The organism is Paraburkholderia yinzeri (assembly GCF_046581065.1).
GTDB lineage: Bacteria > Pseudomonadota > Gammaproteobacteria > Burkholderiales > Burkholderiaceae > Paraburkholderia.
The window spans coordinates 1,102,948-1,120,610 of sequence record NZ_JBFOCJ010000002.1 but is presented as its reverse complement, the minus strand read 5'-3'; the positions used below and the strand labels follow the sequence as shown (position 1 = coordinate 1,120,610).

Annotated in this window: 14 protein-coding genes and 1 riboswitch; of the genes, 5 read left to right on the top strand and 9 right to left on the bottom strand. The window is 70.0% G+C overall.

From position 1 onward, the window contains the following. Window positions 1-109 precede the first annotated feature (109 nt). Entirely contained in the window at window positions 110-502 is a 393-nt protein-coding gene (gene crcB / locus WJ542_RS22060) for a fluoride efflux transporter CrcB (protein WP_411191619.1), read from the bottom strand. Window positions 503-571: 69 nt separating this feature from the next. Continuing rightward, window positions 572-634, bottom strand: a riboswitch (Fluoride riboswitch). Window positions 635-703: 69 nt separating this feature from the next. Here crcB and WJ542_RS22055 point away from each other — a divergent pair. Continuing rightward, on the top strand, window positions 704-991 hold the full coding sequence (locus tag WJ542_RS22055) for an SDR family NAD(P)-dependent oxidoreductase (protein ID WP_411192521.1): 288 nt from the start codon (window positions 704-706) through the stop codon (window positions 989-991). 189 nt (window positions 992-1,180) lie between these two features. After that, a complete protein-coding gene (locus WJ542_RS22050; protein ID WP_411191618.1) occupies window positions 1,181-4,453 on the top strand; it encodes a hypothetical protein in 3,273 nt (1,090 codons plus the stop codon). Window positions 4,454-4,503: 50 nt separating this feature from the next. On the opposite strand, the gene WJ542_RS22045 is transcribed toward WJ542_RS22050, so the two are convergent. Beyond that, a complete protein-coding gene (locus WJ542_RS22045) occupies window positions 4,504-7,821 on the bottom strand; it encodes an autotransporter (RefSeq protein WP_411191617.1) in 3,318 nt (1,105 codons plus the stop codon). A gap of 78 nt (window positions 7,822-7,899) precedes the next feature. Further along, on the bottom strand, window positions 7,900-10,941 hold the full coding sequence (locus WJ542_RS22040; RefSeq protein WP_411191616.1) for an ATP-binding protein: 3,042 nt from the start codon (window positions 10,939-10,941) through the stop codon (window positions 7,900-7,902). Between the two features lie 360 nt (window positions 10,942-11,301). Here WJ542_RS22040 and WJ542_RS22035 point away from each other — a divergent pair, with 360 nt between their 5' ends. The 3 genes from WJ542_RS22035 (at window position 11,302) to WJ542_RS22025 (ending at window position 12,684) form a co-directional block, all read left to right on the top strand. Continuing rightward, entirely contained in the window at window positions 11,302-11,478 is a 177-nt protein-coding gene (locus WJ542_RS22035; protein WP_411191615.1) for a hypothetical protein, read from the top strand. A 174-nt stretch (window positions 11,479-11,652) separates the two neighbouring features. After that, window positions 11,653-12,051, top strand: a complete 399-nt coding sequence (locus WJ542_RS22030) for a hypothetical protein (protein WP_411191614.1) — start codon at window positions 11,653-11,655, stop codon at window positions 12,049-12,051. Window positions 12,052-12,072: 21 nt separating this feature from the next. Further along, entirely contained in the window at window positions 12,073-12,684 is a 612-nt protein-coding gene (locus WJ542_RS22025; protein WP_411191613.1) for a GNAT family N-acetyltransferase, read from the top strand. Between the two features lie 48 nt (window positions 12,685-12,732). On the opposite strand, the gene WJ542_RS22020 is transcribed toward WJ542_RS22025, so the two are convergent. From WJ542_RS22020 to WJ542_RS21995, 6 genes are all read right to left on the bottom strand, one after another. Next, the gene (locus WJ542_RS22020; RefSeq protein ID WP_411191612.1) at window positions 12,733-13,392 is read right to left on the bottom strand and encodes a class I SAM-dependent methyltransferase; all 660 of its coding nucleotides are present in this window, start codon (window positions 13,390-13,392) and stop codon (window positions 12,733-12,735) included. Next, window positions 13,389-14,363: a phosphotransferase family protein gene (locus WJ542_RS22015; protein ID WP_411191611.1), complete on the bottom strand. Its 975-nt coding sequence runs from the start codon at window positions 14,361-14,363 to the stop codon at window positions 13,389-13,391. The genes WJ542_RS22020 and WJ542_RS22015 overlap by 4 nt, the downstream gene beginning before the upstream one ends. Further along, window positions 14,360-14,815, bottom strand: coding sequence for a CesT family type III secretion system chaperone (locus WJ542_RS22010; RefSeq protein ID WP_411191610.1), 456 nt, complete (start codon window positions 14,813-14,815; stop codon window positions 14,360-14,362). Before WJ542_RS22010 ends, WJ542_RS22015 begins: the two co-directional genes overlap by 4 nt. Before the next feature lie 35 nt (window positions 14,816-14,850). Next, window positions 14,851-15,096 (bottom strand): type III secretion protein, encoded by a 246-nt coding sequence (locus tag WJ542_RS22005; protein WP_411191609.1) that lies wholly within the window; start codon window positions 15,094-15,096, stop codon window positions 14,851-14,853. 64 nt (window positions 15,097-15,160) lie between these two features. Beyond that, a complete protein-coding gene (locus WJ542_RS22000) occupies window positions 15,161-16,324 on the bottom strand; it encodes a secretion protein (protein ID WP_411191608.1) in 1,164 nt (387 codons plus the stop codon). Between the two features lie 108 nt (window positions 16,325-16,432). Next, the gene (locus WJ542_RS21995) at window positions 16,433-17,638 is read right to left on the bottom strand and encodes a hypothetical protein (RefSeq protein WP_411191607.1); all 1,206 of its coding nucleotides are present in this window, start codon (window positions 17,636-17,638) and stop codon (window positions 16,433-16,435) included. Window positions 17,639-17,663: the final 25 nt, after the last annotated feature.

Sequence of the window (17,663 nt, the reverse complement as noted above, 5' to 3'; positions counted from 1 at the left end):
CTGCCGCTTGCACTATGACGCGCTGCTGCGCGACGCATACGAGTGCATCCTGCGCCGCCTCCGCGCCGGACTGGTCAACGTGTGCCCGGCATGCGTCGACCGGTGCCGCTCAAGCGGCGGCGGCACGAGCGACGGCGCTTGCCGTCATGATGCCGAGGACCGTCATGGTCAGCGACGCGCCGACGTGAATGACGATTTCGCCGGCTGCCCAACCAAGACGGCCTTGCTGCAGATCCGCTACCACTTCCGCGGAGAACGTGGAGAATGTTGAAAGGCCGCCCATCAGGCCCGTAATGACAAAGAGACGCCACTCCACGGGAATATCGGGCTGACGTGCGAAGAACGCGACGGCCACGCCGATGATGTAGCCGGCAATCACGTTGGCGGCAAGCGTGCCCAAGGGGAGATCGGGAAAGAGTCCGTTGAGGCGGACACCGAGAAACCAGCGAAACAGTGAACCTAATGCGCCGCCGATTGCAACCGCCAGAACCGAGAGATACATGATCAATGCCTTTGTTGATTTGATTCGGCCGGATAGAAATGCGCCTTGAAAAGCGTATTCAATCGGCACAACGTTGTAGGCATCATCGGCTCGGAGCGAGCGGTTATGGAGAATGCCATCTCCAGCGGCAAAGTTTAGCAGAGGAGATTGCTGCGTCAAGCAGCATCACGGCGTGCCCGAGGGCCGATAGCTCGCTGCCGGATCGTTGATGCAGCCGTGCATGCGTGCTTACGCGCGTTAATGCCCCGGATAGCATTGCGCGGCGAGCGCGGCATCTGTGTGAACGCCGTCGCGCCTGGCGTAGTCGAGACCGACATGTCGAACTTCGCCAGGACCGATGCCGGGCGAGACTTCACGCTCGGCATGCAGGCCCTCAAGCGCGTGGCGCAGCCCGACGACATCGCGGGCGCAGCCCTGTTCCTCGCATCCGACGCGGCGCGTTGGGTAACGGGTGACACGCTGCGTGTCGACGGCGGCTCGAAGCGCTGACGCCCAGGGAATTCGGGCCTTACGGCCGTGACCCAAGGCCAACGCCCCGATAACCGCGGAGTTTGGAAAGCGAACTTCGCATCCGCAAACCCGCCTTCGCGCTCCCGCCTCACACGAGCATGACTTCCCGATGACAATGCGCAAACGTCGGCGCATCAGGAGGCCGACCTTTGCTGAAAGGAGCGTGCCGTGCCGTTCTGGTCCGACATTCGCAATGCGTTGCCCTTCCTCGGCACCGATCCCGCCGTCCCGCCCAACCCGCCGCAGGCGCAACCGAACCAGGCACAGCCGAACGTTCCGCTGCCGGACACCCGCGAGGTCGGCGGGGCGCTCGCGGGCCTGAAAGCGCTGAAGAGTCATTTTCCGGGCACGGGCGCGCCCGGGCCGGGTGCGCCGATGCCGCAGACGTCACCGTTCAACACCGACCTGACGGGCGGCGGCGCGGGTGTCAGCGCCACGCCGTTCCGCGCGCAGACGACCGTGCGCGCGTCGCGTCCCGCGCCGCAAATCGCGCCGCGCCCGGACCAGATCCGCACGCCGAAAGCCAACGCGAGCATGCCGATCGGCGTGGCGTCGCAACACCCGGCCAACGTGAAGACCTCGGTCGGCGAAAACGACCGGACCGCATCGCTCGCGTCGCTCGAACTGCGCCACGATGCGCCGTTCGATCGTCATCTCGCGCGCAGTTTTCCGCCTCCGGCCAATGCGGCGCAGGCGCAACTGCAGCAGCACGGCGCCGATCGCGGTGCGCTGATGCAGGAAATCCGCAACGCGATTCCGCAGCAGGCGCGCGGCGAGCCGCCCCTCGCGAAAGCGCGCTATCTCGGCCACGCGCTGGCCGAAGCGACGGGCGGCGACGTGCAGCGCGCCCGCGACGCGTTGCAGGTACTGAGCGGGCAGATCGCCCATCCGAACGCGCAGCAGGAGCGCGACGCGTTTGCGACCCGCTGCGTCATGGCGCGTTCCCATGCGAGCTTTCGCGCGCTGCGCGACGTCGAAGCCGCGCCGCCGATCAATCAGGGCGGTCCGGTGCTCGCCGGCCCGACGCAACGCGACACGAGAATCCACGAAGAAGCGGACTGGCAAACCTGGCGTGCGGCCGGCCAACTGCTCACCGCCTGGCCGGCAGGCCAGAACGCGCCGCCGGCGCCGCGCAACCTCGACGAACTGGCACGGGCCGCGAATGCGATGTTGCCGGCCGCGGAGCGCGACGCGCATCTGGCGCCGCCCCAGGCCGCCGATCCGGCGGCGCTGAGCGCCGCGCTGGCGGACCATTCGCAGGCCGCCAAGGCGCTGCTGTGCAGCCGCGCGCTCCTGACCGACGTGAACGCGCAGCCGCCGGTCCATCTGCGCAGCGCGTACCTCGCGCATCGCAACGGCATCGCCGAAGCCGATCTCGGCCAGGTGCAAAGCCGGATGTATGCGTTCGTGAAGTATGCGCAGCGCAACGCGACATCGGCGCGTACCGGCTCCTGGCTCCAGCGCACCGCGCAGCGTTTCAAGGACGGCATCAAGCATCCGTTCGGTTTTGACAAGAATCCGGCCGCCGCGCTGGAAGCGGGCACCGCGGGCGGCTTGATGGATCACCCGGAAGAGGACTTCAGCACGCTGCACTCGATCGACGTCGTCGTCGATCATCTGAACCAGGCGGTCGTGGCCGGGCCGCAGACCCAGCCGGGCAATCCGCCCGACGCGCAGACGATGGACGCGGCCGTGCGCGCGGCCGCGCTGCGGCAATGGAAGAACTCGATCGGCGCGAAGGGGTGGCTGCGCGACGACATGAAGCTCGGCTACTTCCAGCGCGACCAGATTGCGAGCGACGTCGCCGACGCGCTGCATACCGACAAGGCGACGGTGCGCAACAGTCCGGCGTTCCGCAACCTGCCGCTGATGAACGCGCAGACGCTGCGCAACTGGGCGCAGGGCGCGAACATCGACATGAATACGCGTCCCGACCCGACCCGGCCGGCCGGTCCCGGCAACCGCACGCTCGGCAACAATCTCGACCGGATGCAGACGATCCGCCAGGATCCGGTCGAGCGGCCGGCGACGCCGGAGGGCAACATCGATTCGGTCTGCCATCTGATCGAAAACATTCCGCGCACGTGGAGCGTGCAGATGTCGAGCGGCGGCGTCTACGGGCTCGATGCGAATATTTCGGAGAACTTCGCGAAGGCGCTGGGCCTCGTCGGCGCGCCGAGCGCGTCGGTCGCGCCGGACGTGCGCTACCTGAAGGGCCGGCATGCGGTGCTCGAGGTCGGCTCGACGTCGCACCACGGCGAAATGTTCATCGGCACCGACAACCGCAAGTCCGCGCACCTGGGCGTATCGGGCTTCATCGGCTGGTCGCTGGCGGGCGGCAAGGTGATGGCGAGCTTCGCGCCAGAGCTGCTTGGCGGACGCGACACCAGCAATCCGCGCGGCGTCGTGCTCCGCGCGCCTTATACGCAGGCGGCCAATCCGGGCAATCCGGACGCCTGGCGCGGCAAGCTGACCGAAGCGGTGCGCACGATCGGCACCTCGGGCCCGGGCGGACAGCTCTCGCGCAACAAGGACGAAATGTGGAACGGGATGGCGCAGCAGTTCTTCGCCGACCCGGACCTGTCGATCGGTTGGGTCGACAACACGTCGCGCACGAACTACGCCGCCGCAACCGCGACGGCCGGCGTGCGCTATGTGACGCCCGCGAACGTGAAGTTCGGACCGCTGATTACCGGCGAGCTGATCGGCAACACGACGAAGGCGCACGCGACCGACGAGAGCGGCAGGCGCACCGTCGACAAGTCGAGCACCAGCCATCGCGTCGCGTTGAACGGCAGCGCGACGCTCGTCGCGAGTCCCACGCCGGTACCCGTGTCGGGGCCGGGGCCGTTCAACTCGCTGTCGTTTTCGAGCGTGCCGCTGATCGGCTTCGGCACGACGATCCTGCAAAGCGGCAAGGGTTCGACGCTGCGCCTCTACGAGGAAGACGGCGAGATCGTGCCGGACCGCACCTATCGCGACACCGAGTTCACGCGCGTCGGCGATTACCTGCAGTACGTCGACAGCCGCAACGACGCTTGGGCCGCATCGATGGCGGGCGACCAGAACGCGCTCAACCTGTACCAGACCAAGGTCAAGCTGAACGCGACGCGCGGCAACCAGTTCCACGGCGAGCGGCAGCGGATGGTGCCCGAGGCCGCGGCCGAGATCAACGCGTTCCGCGGCGCGATACGGATGTACGAGCAGCGCGCCGAGAGCGGCGGCGCGCTCAGCGCGGCCGACCAGCAGGAAATGCTGCGGATTCGCGGCGAGATCGCGCGCGTGCTCGAAGCGCCCGGCAGCTGGACGAACCAGGTGCTGTACAGCTACGAATCGAACTCGGCGCAGCGCACGCACGGCGTCTCATACGTGCTCGCCGCCCAGTCGGTGCGCCAGGTCAGCGCGCAGCGCGAGCTGAGCGCGCTGCCGGCGCGGGCGTGACCGGATGCGGCGGCAAAGCGGCCCTCGGGCCGCGTACGGCCCGCGTCGCGTCACGGGTCGAGTCGTTCGAGCAGCGCAAACGGAATGCTTTCCGCGAAGATTTCCCGGTCGCCGGTCGCGCTCGTCTGCGCGTTCATCTGCAGCAGGAAGTTGAAGCCCGGCGCCCGCGTGACCGTCGTGCGCTCCTTCACTTTCAGCTCGATCGGCATCCATGAATCCGGTTCGTTCAGGATTCCGTCAACCTTGCGATCGATTTGCGCGCGCGCTTCGGCGCTCCCCTGTTTCGGCAACTGCGCACCGAGCGCGGCGAGCACGTCGAGCTGCTTCGCCGCGTCGCGCTTGAGCCGGTAGCGGTGGAAGTAGGTCTGGTTCGGCCGCCGGTTCGCCTTCACGTCGGCGAGGTGCGCGTCGAGCCGTTCCGCCGCGATCTCGCGCGGCGGCCGCAGTGCCGGTTCCGGCAGGCCGTTCAGGCGCGCCTGCTGACGCTCCGCGCGCTGTTCGTCCTCGGTCTGCGCCGCGAACAGCGCGATCCACTGCTCGCGGCTCGCATCGATCGCACGCGTGTAGGTCTCGGCGCTCGAATACTCGGTGTCGAACAGACACGCGCGATGCGCGAGCGTGCCGTTCTCGCGCACGAGCTGCACCTTCGCGAGCCGGCTGTCGTCGTTGAACGTCAGCGTCGCGGACGGCGCGTCGAGCGAGATGAAGCCCACGCCGACCTCCCCGGCGTTCCCGGTGGCGCTCACCGTGCCGCCCATTTTGCCGAGCAGCCGCGAGCCGCCGCCGACGCGATGCTGCTCGATCTGCATCCGGCCGCTCGTTTCGTTCGAATCGAGCGTCTGCTTCGCGGTACGTTCGTAGCCGATGCCGGCGCCGACACCCACCCGCACCGGCGAGGCCGCATTCGGAATCTTCACCGACACGCCCACGTCCGCCGAGCCGCCGCGCTTCACCGTGCGCGACACGGTGTCGGTCCAGCTCACCGACACGTCCGGGTCGTCGAAATAGCGCTCCGCGAGCCGGTTCCAGGTGCCGCGCGCGCCGTCGGTGTCGCTGCGCCGCGCGTGGGTCGCTTCGTCGAACACGTGGTCGACCACGTCGCCGAGCTTGGCGCGCATTGCGTTGTCGTCGTACCCGGTGCCGTTCGGATTGACGCGGCGCGCCACGCGCAGCGACACGCCGCTCGGCTCCTGCAGTTCCTGGGAATGCAGCACGGCCTGGGTCGTCACGCCGGCACGCAACTGCGTCAGGCCGACGTCCGCGTCGTAGCCGACCAGCACGCCGACGCCCGCATGCTGCACCGAGGTCTTCGCGGTGCCGACGAACATCTCGACCCCCTGGGTGCTGCGGCTCAGCTCGATCACGCCTTCGCGCGACTTCGACGCCCGCACATCGAGACGCGGCGCGACGGGCACCGCGCCCGCATGCAGCAGCTTGCCGATATTGGCCGACAGGCCGCGCGTGCTGATGCCGAGGCGGCCGCCGTCGGTGAGCCGCAGACGCGAGCTCGACTGCAGGTTGCGCGTGACGTCCTTGAGCGTTGCGCGCACGTCGTCGGCGTTGGTGATGTCGGCGGGCGTCGAGGTCGACGTATCGGGGCGCGCGGCACGCTTCAGCGCATCGAGGTCGCCCCAGAACGGTGAATCGGCCGGTACCCTGGCGACCTTGCCCCACGACGCGAGCCGTTCCATGTCGAACGGGCGCTTCGCGACCGGCTTGAACGCGGGGTCGCGTGCGAGTGCGTGCGGATCGGCGGCGGCCCAGCCCGCGGTGGTGCGGCGCATCCGCTCCAGCGTCGCGGGCGAACCGACGTCGCGCGGCTGCAGGTCGGCGCACATCCGCTCCGCGCGTTGCGCGATCGCATGCAGTTGCTGCGCGTCCGGATGGCCGTTCGCGAAGCCGCCGCTCTCCAGCCAGACGTGCAGCGCGGCGAGTTCGGCGATCGAGCGCTCGGGCCGCGCGTGCGAGAGCGCCGCGGCGGGGCGCATCTCGGGCCGCTCGACGAGCGGCGGCAGCGTGTCCTGCATCGCCTGCTGCAGCGCCTGGCGTTCGGCGCCGACCGTCTTGCGCGGCACGCCCTGGGTGCCGTACGCGAGCGCGCGCTGCGGCGCCACGTGCTTGCCGAACACGCGCGGCAGGAAGCTTTTCCAGCGGCTCTCGGTGCCGCGGTCGATGGTCTTCGCGGAAAACTTGTTCAGACGTTCGCGGGCCTTCGAGAGGTCGCTGCCCCGGCCGTCTTCGCGGAAGTTTTGCCGCCATGCGAAGAACACGCCTTTCTGGTCGTCGCTCATCCGCGTGCGGCCCTGGGTCGTCAGCGTCAGCGCGGCGTCGTAGGCCTGCCATGCGAACGGCGCGTCGCGCGGCCCGGTGCCGACCGCGGGCGCGTGCCGCGCGGCGGTCATGCCCGGCGCAGGATCGCGCGCGAGCGGATGCGCGGCAGGGTCGACATCCGGTTCGAGCGCATCGGCGGCCTGCAGCATCATCCGCTGCGCGAGCCGCGTCGACGGATCGGCGGCGGGCGGCGTGTTGCCGACCGTGCTGCGCAGATGCTCCAGCGCCTCGAAGCCCGCGTCGGTGCGCGACAGCGTGCGCGCGGCGAGCCACGCGCGCGCTTCGGCGGGCGATGCCGAACGCGCGTGGTCCATGCGGGTGAAGTCGAGTCTCGCCAGCGTGTCGAGCGTTTGCGCCGCTTCGTGCGCATCGCCGACCTGGGCGCCGTGCAGCGCATGCGCGAGCAGCGCGCCGCGCGTGGTCGGCGGCGAACCGGCCGGCGCGCCTTGCATCGCGAGGCCATTCGCGAGCTCGCCGGCCGCGAGCGGATCGTTCTGCGGCCCGGGCATCCGGCGCGCGACGTAGGCGAGCAGGGCGGCGCCGCCGTCCATCGCGTCGAGCGGCAGGTCCTGCAGGTTGTCTGGGGGAACGGCGGCATCCGGTCTTGCCGGAGCGGGGGCGTTCGTTGCCGGCGCCTGCGAGCGCGCAGTCTTCGCGAGGGCCGCGCGGGCTTCGCGCTCGCTTTTTTGCAGCGGCGTCGCCGCCGCGTTCGACGGTGCGGCCGGGCGTACCGGATAGCGTGTGCCGTTCGCGGTGTAGTCGGCGGGCGCGAGCGGCTTGCCGTGCTGGGTCCGTTGCGATACCGCGGTGCTGACGTCGAATTTCGCGTGCCGCAGGCGCTGGCCCGTGCGCGCCATTGCGTGCGTGAGCCGGCCGAGCGGCGATTCGTCGCGCGGCAGGTGCGAAGGCGTCGGAGCGCCCTGCGGCGCGGGCGCCGCGAGATTCGCGTTGCCCGTGGCGGCCGCGCCGGTGCCGGTCGCCGGCTGGTTTTCCGGGGGCGGTTGAGGCGCGGGCAGCGGGCCGGTGACGTTGGACATCGTGCGGGTTGCGGAACGGACGATGCAACCCACGGTAAAGCGCGAGTGTGACGCCCCCAGGCTGCACGCGAACCGCAGTCAGCGAATGCGAAGCGCGCCGCTTGCGGCCGATGTCTCCAGCGCTTCGAGGTCGACCGTGATGCGCAGCTCGATGCGCGTCGCGCGGTAGTGCCGTGCCTGTTCCCGCGCGCGCTCCAGCACCGCGCGAACCGCGCCCGCGGATTCGCCCGCGGCGCGCCGCAGCGCGGCGTCGATGCGCTGCAGTTCGGGGCCGTGCCAGTGCTCGCCGAGACGTGCGCCCTGTTCGACGGCCGCGCGCAGTGCCGCGCCGAGCGTGGCGATCAGCTCCGCGTCGTCGAGCGGCACGCGCGGCAGCAGCGTCGCGACGATCGCGACGTCGAGCAGCACGACGCGGCCGCGGCCGATCCGCTTGGCCGCGCCGCCGAGCAGCCGCCGCGCCGCGTCGGTGTCGCCGCGGCGCGCATCGAGCCAGAGCTGGACGTCGAGGCCCGCGCGCAGCCAGCGCGGCAGGCCCGCGAGCCGCGCGCAGGTGACGAGCGAGGCCGCGCACGATTCGGCGAGCGCGACGTCGTCGTCCAGCATCGCGAGCGCGCAGGCCAGCGTGAGCGCGATGCTGTCCGCGAGCGGTTCGCTTTCGTCGCCGGACGCGCACAGCATGTCGCGCAGCGGCGCGGACGCCTGCGGCTTGCCGGTGAACCAGTGCACGGCGGCAAGAATCGCCTCCGCGACGAGATGCAGCGACAGACCGAAACCGGTCGCCATCGTATTCGCCTCGCGGATCGTGTCGCGATCGTAGACGGGTTCGCTGGGCGGTTCGGCGCCGACCGTGCGCACGGCCCACGCGCCGTGGTGTTCGACGACGGGCGTCAGCAGCCGGATCGCGTCGTCGAGTTTGCCGTGGTATGCCTTCACGATGCCTTCGAGACGCCGCGCGGTCAGGTCGGCCGCCGGCAGTTGCGCGGTCGCCGCGATCTCGCTGAACGCGGCGCACAACGGCAGGCAACGCTCGACGTGGCCCGCGTCGAGCGCGCTCATGATCAGGCAGAACAGCGCGCGCAGCCGATGCGGCGTGTCCGCGCAGATGGTCGCGAGCTGATAGGCGTGCTCCCAGCTCGCGACGATCTCGTCGGACGCGCTGTGCCTGAGCATCAGCGCACGCGCGAGCACGGTGCGCAGCCGCATCTCGTCGCGGATATGGCGCATCGGCACGGTGTCGGCGCGTGCCAGCGCCGCGCGAATCCAGCCGATGTATTCGTCGAGCAGCGAGAGCGCGACCCAGAGCGGAGCGGAGTGATCGAGCATCGCCGCGCATAGCTCGACCTTGTCCGCCGCGATCGACCATTCGAGCGCGGCACGCAGCGCGTCGATCTCGTCGCGCGCCTGGGCTCGCATGCGCGGCGCGGGCTGGCCGGTGCCGCCGTGCGCCGAGGCTTGCGCGAGCCGTTCGAGCTCGCGCGCGACGTAGTGCGCGTGATGCGCGGCGGCCGCGTCGCTTTCGCTGTGACGATCGAGTTCGACGAGCGCGTAGCGGCGCACCGCGTGCGGCAGGCGCAGGCGCGCGGCGCCTCTTCCTCCGTCGTCGCCTGCTGCATTGACGAGGCCCGCGGCGACGAGCGCATCCAGGTGCCTGCGGCCGGTGTCGCGTTGCGCGGCGTCCTGCCAGCCTTGAGGCGCGGCGAACGCTTCGAGCAGGTCGAGTGCCGCATCGCACGAGAATGCGCCGGCGAACACGCCGAGCCGCCGGAGCGCGACGCGCACCGGTTCGTCCAGCGCGCCGCCGCACAGCTCGATCACGGTCTGCGCGATGGCCGAGCGCGGCAGCGTCACGCGGCGTGCGCCGGTACGGCGCGTCACGTGGGTATCGAGCGCGTCCGCGCAGGCGGCGATGGCCGCGTCGAGGCTCGCACCCGCGACGATGCCCGTCGCGATCGACGCGGCGGCGAGTTCGAGCGCCAGCGGCACGCCCTCGACGCGCCGGCAGATCCGCGCCGCCGCGTGGAACGCCGTGGGCGCCAGCGTGACCGTATCGAGCGGCCGCGTGTCGTGCCCCGCATCGCGCAGCGCGTGCGCGAGCCGCGCGCAGAGCAGATGCAGCGCGTCGTCGACGAAGGCCGAAAGCTTGCCGTCGTCCGCGTCGGCCGGCACGCGCAGTGGCGCGATCGCGACCGGCAGTTCGCCCGTGATAAGGAGCGGCGTGCCGCAGGTGACGATCACGTGCAGCCCGGAGGTGTTCGCGATCAGCGCGTCGAGCGCCTGGCCGGCCGCGTCGGCGAGATGGTCGCAATGATCGACGATCACCAGCATGCGCCGCTCGCCGAGGTGCGCGGCGAGCGCCGCGGATTCGCCCGAGCAGGTGTCCGGATCGATGCCGACTGCCGCGCCGATTGCGTTCGCGATGCGCTCCGGCTGGCTCAGCGACGCCAGTTCCGCACAGAACGTGCCGTCCGGAAAGTGCGACGCCAGCCGCGCGGCGGCCTCGGTTGCGAGCCGCGTCTTGCCGATGCCGGGCGCGCCGGTCAGCGTGACGATGCGGCGCGTCGGCACGATCGCGAGCAGTTCGGACAGCTCGGCATGGCGGCCGATGAACGGCAATGTCGAGAGCGGGCCGCGCGCGGCCGCGAGCGTTGCGTCGCGGCTTGCATCGGCGCACGTTGTCGACGGGCCCGCGGACGCCGCCGCGACGCCCGGGCGCGGCGTCTCCACGGCGGAGACGGAAGCCGGGCCGTCGTCGCGATGCGATCCGTGCGCTGCGCCGGCGCTTGCGTCCGGCGTGTCGACGATGCGGATGTCGCCCGCGATCCGGTAGCCGCGCGCGGGCACCGTCACGATCAGGTCGCGTTCCTCGCCTAGCGCGCGGCGGATCGCGGAGATCTGCGCCTGCACCGTGTTCGCGTCGACGGGCGCGCCGTGCCACACGAGGTCCCGCAACTGCGCGGCGGAGACGACGCGGCCGCGCGCGTCGAGCAGCGCGACGAGAACGGCGAACGGCCGCGCGGCCAGCTCGATCACGGTACCGTCGGAAATCAGCAGCTTTGCTTCACGCGCAAGCCAGAAACGCGAAAAGGCGATCACCTGCCCAATGGGTCGCGGTAACGACATCGGGAAAGTCTCCGGCTTCGAAATGGTCGGGCGGTCCGGCGGCGATGGGCCCGCCGGTCGGGGCGCACGCTCGGCGCGCGCCCATAATCTTCATACCGATGCATTATCTCGCGAAGCGCGAGCAAATGTTTCCGGCTTGCACATTTATTCAGACCCCGCCGGCAGGGCTTGAAAAGAACGCGGGTGCGAGCCGCCCGCCGCGCGGCCGTCCATGCGGGATTTGCAAGCTTTTCGCTAAAACAGACAGAGGTTCGTGCGCCCGCTCGGCAAACAAAGCCGGTTCAGTACACTCAGCGCAGTTGGCAAACTGCTTGGAGTTCGTCAACGTCCTTTTGCGACCTTGGAGGAATTTTTATGGGTATGGCACAAGAAGCAAGCATGATGCAGCAAATGATGTCCGAAATGCAGGAAAGCCAAATGATGGCAGAAGCATTTCAGACACAGGAAGGCATCATGAATATGGAAAACGCATCGGTGAACGCTAAAGCGCAATTTTCCAATAGCCTCGCCGATTCGCTGAAATCCGCAGCAAAGTAAACAGGCGTTTTCTATTTTTCTCTATTTGCTGCTTACGGCCTCATCGATGCCTGGCGTGGGGCCGTTCTAACGACCCCGGACGGCGCCAGACCGGCTTCCCGCAGCCGGTACGGTGACGGTGTTGCGTTTGTTGCTGCAAAGCATGCAAGCTGTGTCGCACTTCGAGGAGAGCGTATGCCTGACATCGAATCCAGCAACGTGCGCGTCGATCACGGCGCGGATTCCGGCTCGGCCTCGCCTGCGGAGAACCTCCCGCGCGAACCGCAGGCCACGGCCACTTCGGGCGCGGCGGGCGAGACGATGAACGGGCTGATGACGTTGCGCAGACAGCGTCCCGCAGCCGGGCAGGCGGCGACGTTCGTGCCCGACGGCGGCACGCCGCAAAAGCCCGAAGGCAAGCTGTCGAGAATGCGCCAGGCCCTGGAGGGCAACGCCGCGCAGGCGCTTCCCCAACTGATGCAAACGTCGCTGGACATGCAGCGCAACAGGATGCAGATCCTGCAGCAGACTTCCGCGCAGATGGGGCAGCTCACCGATTCGCTGGCGGAAGGCATCGAGAAGGCCGCGCGGTAGCGCACCGGCGCGAGCGGAACGATGCAGGACGCCCGGATGCCGTTCAAGCCGCTCGACCGCATGGAGACGGAACGTCTGCTGCTGAGGCCGCTGGCTCCTGAGGATTGCCAGGCATTGTTCGAGCAGATGCTAGGCGACCCGGAGACCATGCAGGATCTCGCGCTCCAGCGCCACGCCGACGCCTGGATGACCCACGACTACATCACGGAGTCGATGCTCGGCTGGCGGTTCGGCACGCGCTTTCGCTACGGCCTGTTCGGCAAGGACGACGGCGCGTTGTCCGCGATCATCGAACTGACGCCGCGCCTGCCGCAGATCGAACTGGGCGTCGTGATCAGCCGCAGCGGCGGCAACCGGCGCCGGCGCGACGGCATCGTCGCGCTGCGGCAACTGCTCGCCTGGCTGATCGCGCAACCCGGCATCTATCGCGTCTTCGCGTGCTGCGCAGTCGACGGGCGCGCGTACAGCGCGATGGAGCGCCTGGGCTTCACGCGCGAGGGCGTCATGGTCAACTACGAAGCGCGGCCGAACCGCGGTCTCGTCGCGGCCGACAGCTACCTGTATGCCATGACGCGAAGCGTCGCCTCTCCCGCATCGATCGACGAAGCCGCCGCCTGCGAGGCGCACGCGTAGCCCTAACTGGCCGGCCGGCGCGGATCTGCGCTCGCGCCGGGGAAGCCGCTACACGGTGCGATAGCTCGCAAACCACCAGCGTCCGTTCGGATCGCTGAAGAATTCCATCCCGCTCGCACGGCCTGCCAGCCACTTCGACATCTGCTGCGCGGTGGGGAAGTTCTTGACCACTTCGAAGCGCGTTCCGTCGAACAGCGCCCGCTCCTCGATCAGATCGCCCCGTTCGTCAACGCGCCGCGCGCCCGGGTGCGCATACGGAAGCTGATCGGCGAACACGACGCGCGACCCCGGCGCGAGCCGCGCATGCAACGCGTCGATGAACTCGCCGATGCGCGTGCGCGGCATGTGCGACCACCAGAACATGCCGAACGCGCCGTTGAAGTGCGCCGGCACGCCGTCGAGACGATACGCGTCGGCGCGCGCGAACGACACCCGATCGTGCCTCGCGAGACGGGCCTGCGCGAGCATCAGCGACGTCGCGTCGAAATCCACCGCGAGTACCGAGCGCGCGGTCCGGGCGGCGACGCGGGTCCAGTAGCCGGTGCCGCACGCGATCTCCAGCACGTCGAGCCCCTGCATTGCGTCGGCAAGATGCGACTTGAGCGGCGCGAGTCCCGCCTCGACCGGCGCCTTGCCGTAGCCCACCGATGCGTCGTATTCGCGGGCGCGGGCAGCGTAGTAAAGGGCGTGCTGTTCCTCGCTGATCATGAAGTCCCCTCGTGATGGGCGTTCCCGGAGCCGGGCCGGTTGGCCGCCGGATGCGGCGATCCGATGGCAGGCATCGGGCGTGGCGGGGCAAATGCGGACGGCTCCCGCGCGATCCGGCGTTCGATGAACGCGAGCAGCGCCGCACGTTCATCGGACACTGCGCCTTCGACGAGCCGCGCAGCTGCCGCGAGCGGCAGCCAGCGTTCGTAGGCGGCGCGGCCGCGCCCATTCGCGTCTGCCGCGAAGTAGCGCCGCAGGTACGCGTCGTGCACCGCGCGCCGCATGCCGGCCTGCGCGGATGCGATCCGCGCCGCGCCCGCCATCGGCGCGAACAGCAGGCGCACCGACGTCTTCGCGACGTCGCATGGCGCGCTGCCCCGTTCCGCCAGATTCCAGTCGATCACCGTCGCCATTCCGTTTGTGTCCTGCAGCACGTTGAACGGATGAAAATCGCCGTGACACAGGCTCTGCGCGTCGTCATCGAGTTCTTCCAGCTCGCGCAGCAGCGCGATCCGGCGTTCATCGGCCAACCCGTCCGCGGCCCGGATCGCGAGCCGCAGACGTTGCTGCTGCCCGGGCACTGCGTCGAGCGACGGATGAGCGCGCACATCGATGCGATGGATGCCGAGATGCAACTGCGCGAGGCGCTCGCCGATCCGGACCGGCGCCGGGCGGTCGTCGCCGAGCCCCGCGGCTGCCCGCGTCAGCGGTTCGCCTTCGGCACGCGCATAGACGATGCCGGCTCGCGCGCCGACGTCGATCGTGGGGCCGACCGCGGGCACGCGAAACGGCGCGCAATCGTCGATCGCCGCATGAACCGCCCGCGCGATTCGCGATTCGGCGTCCGCGCAGGCGCGCGGCAACCCGGCAAGAAAGAGCTTCAGGACCCAGCCCGGCTGCCAGTCGAACACGTCGGCGGTGCGGCCGGTTCCGAGCGGCGGCGTGCCGGGCGCGACGATAGGCGGGCTCATGCGCGCAGCCAGAAGTATTCGCCCGAGGCGATACCCTCGAACATCTCGTCCGGCGACTCGATGATGTTGCGTCTCCAGTACCGGCCGTGCTCGGCGTAATGCGACAGCAGATCGGCCAGCAACTCGCCGCCAAGCTCCTCGTCGAACGGCAGGCGCAGCACCAGCACGATGCCGCCCGTGTCGGTGTCGAGACCGAGCTGCGCCTGGTCCTGCGCGTAGACGAGCAGGTTGGCTTCGAGCATCAGCCGGAACACGACGAGCGTACGGCCGGCCGTCACGGTGCCGTAGTGGAAGTTCGCGTACATCGCGTCGAGGTCGCGATCGAAGTAGTCGAGCCGGACGTCGAAGCCTTCGACCTCGATGCAGCGCGTTTCGAGAACGTGGTCGACGTCGGGCAGTCCCACGACCTGGCAGAATTCGGTCATGACCTGCGTGTAGCGTTCGGTGCTCACCCCGCGCTCCGCTCAGCGTGCCGGCCGGCGCGCGTTCAGCGCGGCACCGGCTGATCCGCGTCCTGCAGATGGCCGACTACCCGCGATGCGGCCATGAAGCCGCGATAGAGCCTCGACAGGTTGTCGCGGTCCAGTTCGCTGTTGCCCTGCGCCTCGCCGATGCGGCGAGCGGTGGTTTCGAGCGCGTCGCGGATCGCGTCGATGCTCGCGCTGCCCTGTTGCACGAGCGTGTCGCGCAGGTTGTCGAACTCGGGGGCATACGCTTCGATCGCTTCGTACATGGGGTTCTCCAGAGACGAGGGGGGAATGTGCGGATTCGCGCCGCCGGCAGGACGTCTGCCGCGGTCAGCCTGCCGGCAGATCGCGGCGGGCCGGCAGGCTGCCCGGATCGGGCGGCGAAGGAAAGGCGACGCCGCGCGCGGCCGGCGCCTGCGCCGCTTGCGCCGACGATGCCGGTGCAGCCTGCGCGGTGGCATTCGCATCGCCGCCCGCCGTTGCATTCGCGGTAGCGGGTGCGGAGCCGGCATCGGCCGTGGCGGCCGAAGCCGGCGCATCGACCGCGAAGATGTGCTTCACGCCGTCGGGCGTTTCGGCATAGCGCACGTCGTCGGACGACACCATTTCCGAGTACGACGCCGCCGGCGTGTCCGGCGCCGGACCCGACGACTGCTCGGCCTGGATCACGAGCGCCTTCACGTTCGAATCGAAGTCCGCGCGCACGCGCGCGACCGCGGCTTCCAGCTGATGCATGTCGGCCACGTTGCCGGTGATCACGAACTGGCCGTTGCCGCCGTACGCGACATGCGCGCCGGGAATGCCGAGCGAATCCTGGATGCTGCGCACGTCGTCCTGCGCGACGTCGTAGCGGCGTTCGATGCCATCGGGCGACACGCGGTCGAGCAGCGCGCGCACCGCGGTGTCGTCATTGGTGGTCGGGACCATGCCGGTGATCACGACCGCGTTGCCGAGCGCCTGCGCGTGCAGTCCGGCCACGTGCGATGCCGCGAGGGCCTGCGTCACGCGCAGCGTACGGTCGTCCGCGCTGGCCGGAAACGCGGCGCGGCTCAATTGCGTCATGCCGAGCAACGCGCCCGCCACGATCACCCCGCCGAGCACCACGCAGGCCGCCACCGCGGTGAGCTGGCGCCGCCGCCGCTGCTGCCGCTGGTACGACGCGAGCTGCGATTTCACGGGGCTCGCCAGCAGCGTGGACAACAGATCGACATCCGACGGCCACGCGACGTCTTCCGGGCCGATGCACAGCACCGTTTCGCCGAACTGCATCGGCACGAAATCGACGAGCAGCACGTCGCCGGCCTCCTCGTCGCCCGGCAGTTCGCGCGAGATGCGGATGACGTCCGCCGGGTCGGCTTCGAGCACCGCGTCGGGGCCTTGCCAGTCGGTGAGACGGATGTCGGCATCGTCGTCGGCGCCGATGCGATGCGAACCCGGTGTCAGCTCTAGCGATGCGCCCGCGTGAATTCCGGTCAGTACTCGGAGAATCTTCATCGCAGTTCCTGTCGTGGTCCGCACCAGGATAGCGGCTTCGCCCCGCGCAGTCGCGAGGCAACGCGAAGCCCGCGCATTGCACGCGAAGCTGCCCGCGCGAAGCAGCCGTTACGCGGGTTCGCCGGGGCCGTTGCGCGCGGGCGTTGCAGCGTCGGCGGCGGCCTGATGTGGCGCCGCCGACGCCGGTTCGCGTCCGGCCCGGTCGAGGTTGAACGCCCGCATTCCGTCGAGTCGGGCGAGCGCGGCATCGAGCCACGCGGGCGGGCGCGGATGGTTGCCGTTCAGCGAAATCAGCGGCGCAAGGAAGCGCGCATCGCGCAGCCGCTCGTGCCAGTCGCGCGCGGCGCCGGCATCGCTGCCCGCGGCCGTGACTACCTGGCGCGGCGAGCGAGCGGCGGCGTGCGGCGCCGGTTCCGGCATCGTCGCGGCGGGGCATGCCGCCCGTCGTGCCGCCGCCTGCTCCGCGAACATCGCGATGCCGCCCGACACCTGCGAGCCGAAGCGCTTTTGCAGTTGCAGCCACGCGATGTTGAGATCGATCGCCCGGTCGTCGAACGCCATCTCCGGGCGATCGCGCAGTTCGTCCAGCAGGTCGAGCACGTCGTTGGCCCATGCCGCGGCGAACAGGTCCGGATGCGATGCCTGGCCGCCGCCCGCTTCGGCATGCGCCGCGGCCGCACCGAGCTTGCCCGCGATCGGCGCCACCTTGCCGCCACGGTCCCGTGCGGCCGCGTCGAGCGGTTGCGCCGGGCGCCCGTCGTGGCCGCTGCCGCCGTTACCGCTGTCGCGGCCGCTTCCCTGGCCGCTGCCGCCCGGGCCGCCGGCATCCCCGCCATGCCCCCCGCCATGACCGCTCCCCCCGCCGGGGTGGCCGTCCTGCCGCCGGCCGGCCCTGTACCGGTCCGCCGGAGCGAGAACCTTCACGTTCAGCCGCTTCGGGTTGCCGCCGCTCCGGCCGCCGCCGCTGCCGTTGCCGCTGTTGCCGTGCCTTCCGCCCTGGCCGTCCCGCCGGCGCGTCACGCGATCCGCGCTTTCGTGCGGCAGCGCCGCTTCGCCGTCCGCGCCTTCATGCGCACCACCGCGGACGCGGTCCGTGCGCTTCGACAGCATCGCGCGCAGCCGCGCGAGCTGCTGCAGGCGCCGCAGATTCATCGACCGCATCATCCGCGCGTGCGGCGAGTTGCTGCCGTACGCGAAGCTCGTGCCGTGGTGCAGCGTCGCATGCCGCAGGCGCTCCTGCACGCGGTGCGCCTGCTGCTCCTCGGCCTGGCGCAGGATCTCGGCCGCCTGGTTGTTCGACTCGACCCTCGTCATCGGTCTGCTCCTGACGTTGCGGGTT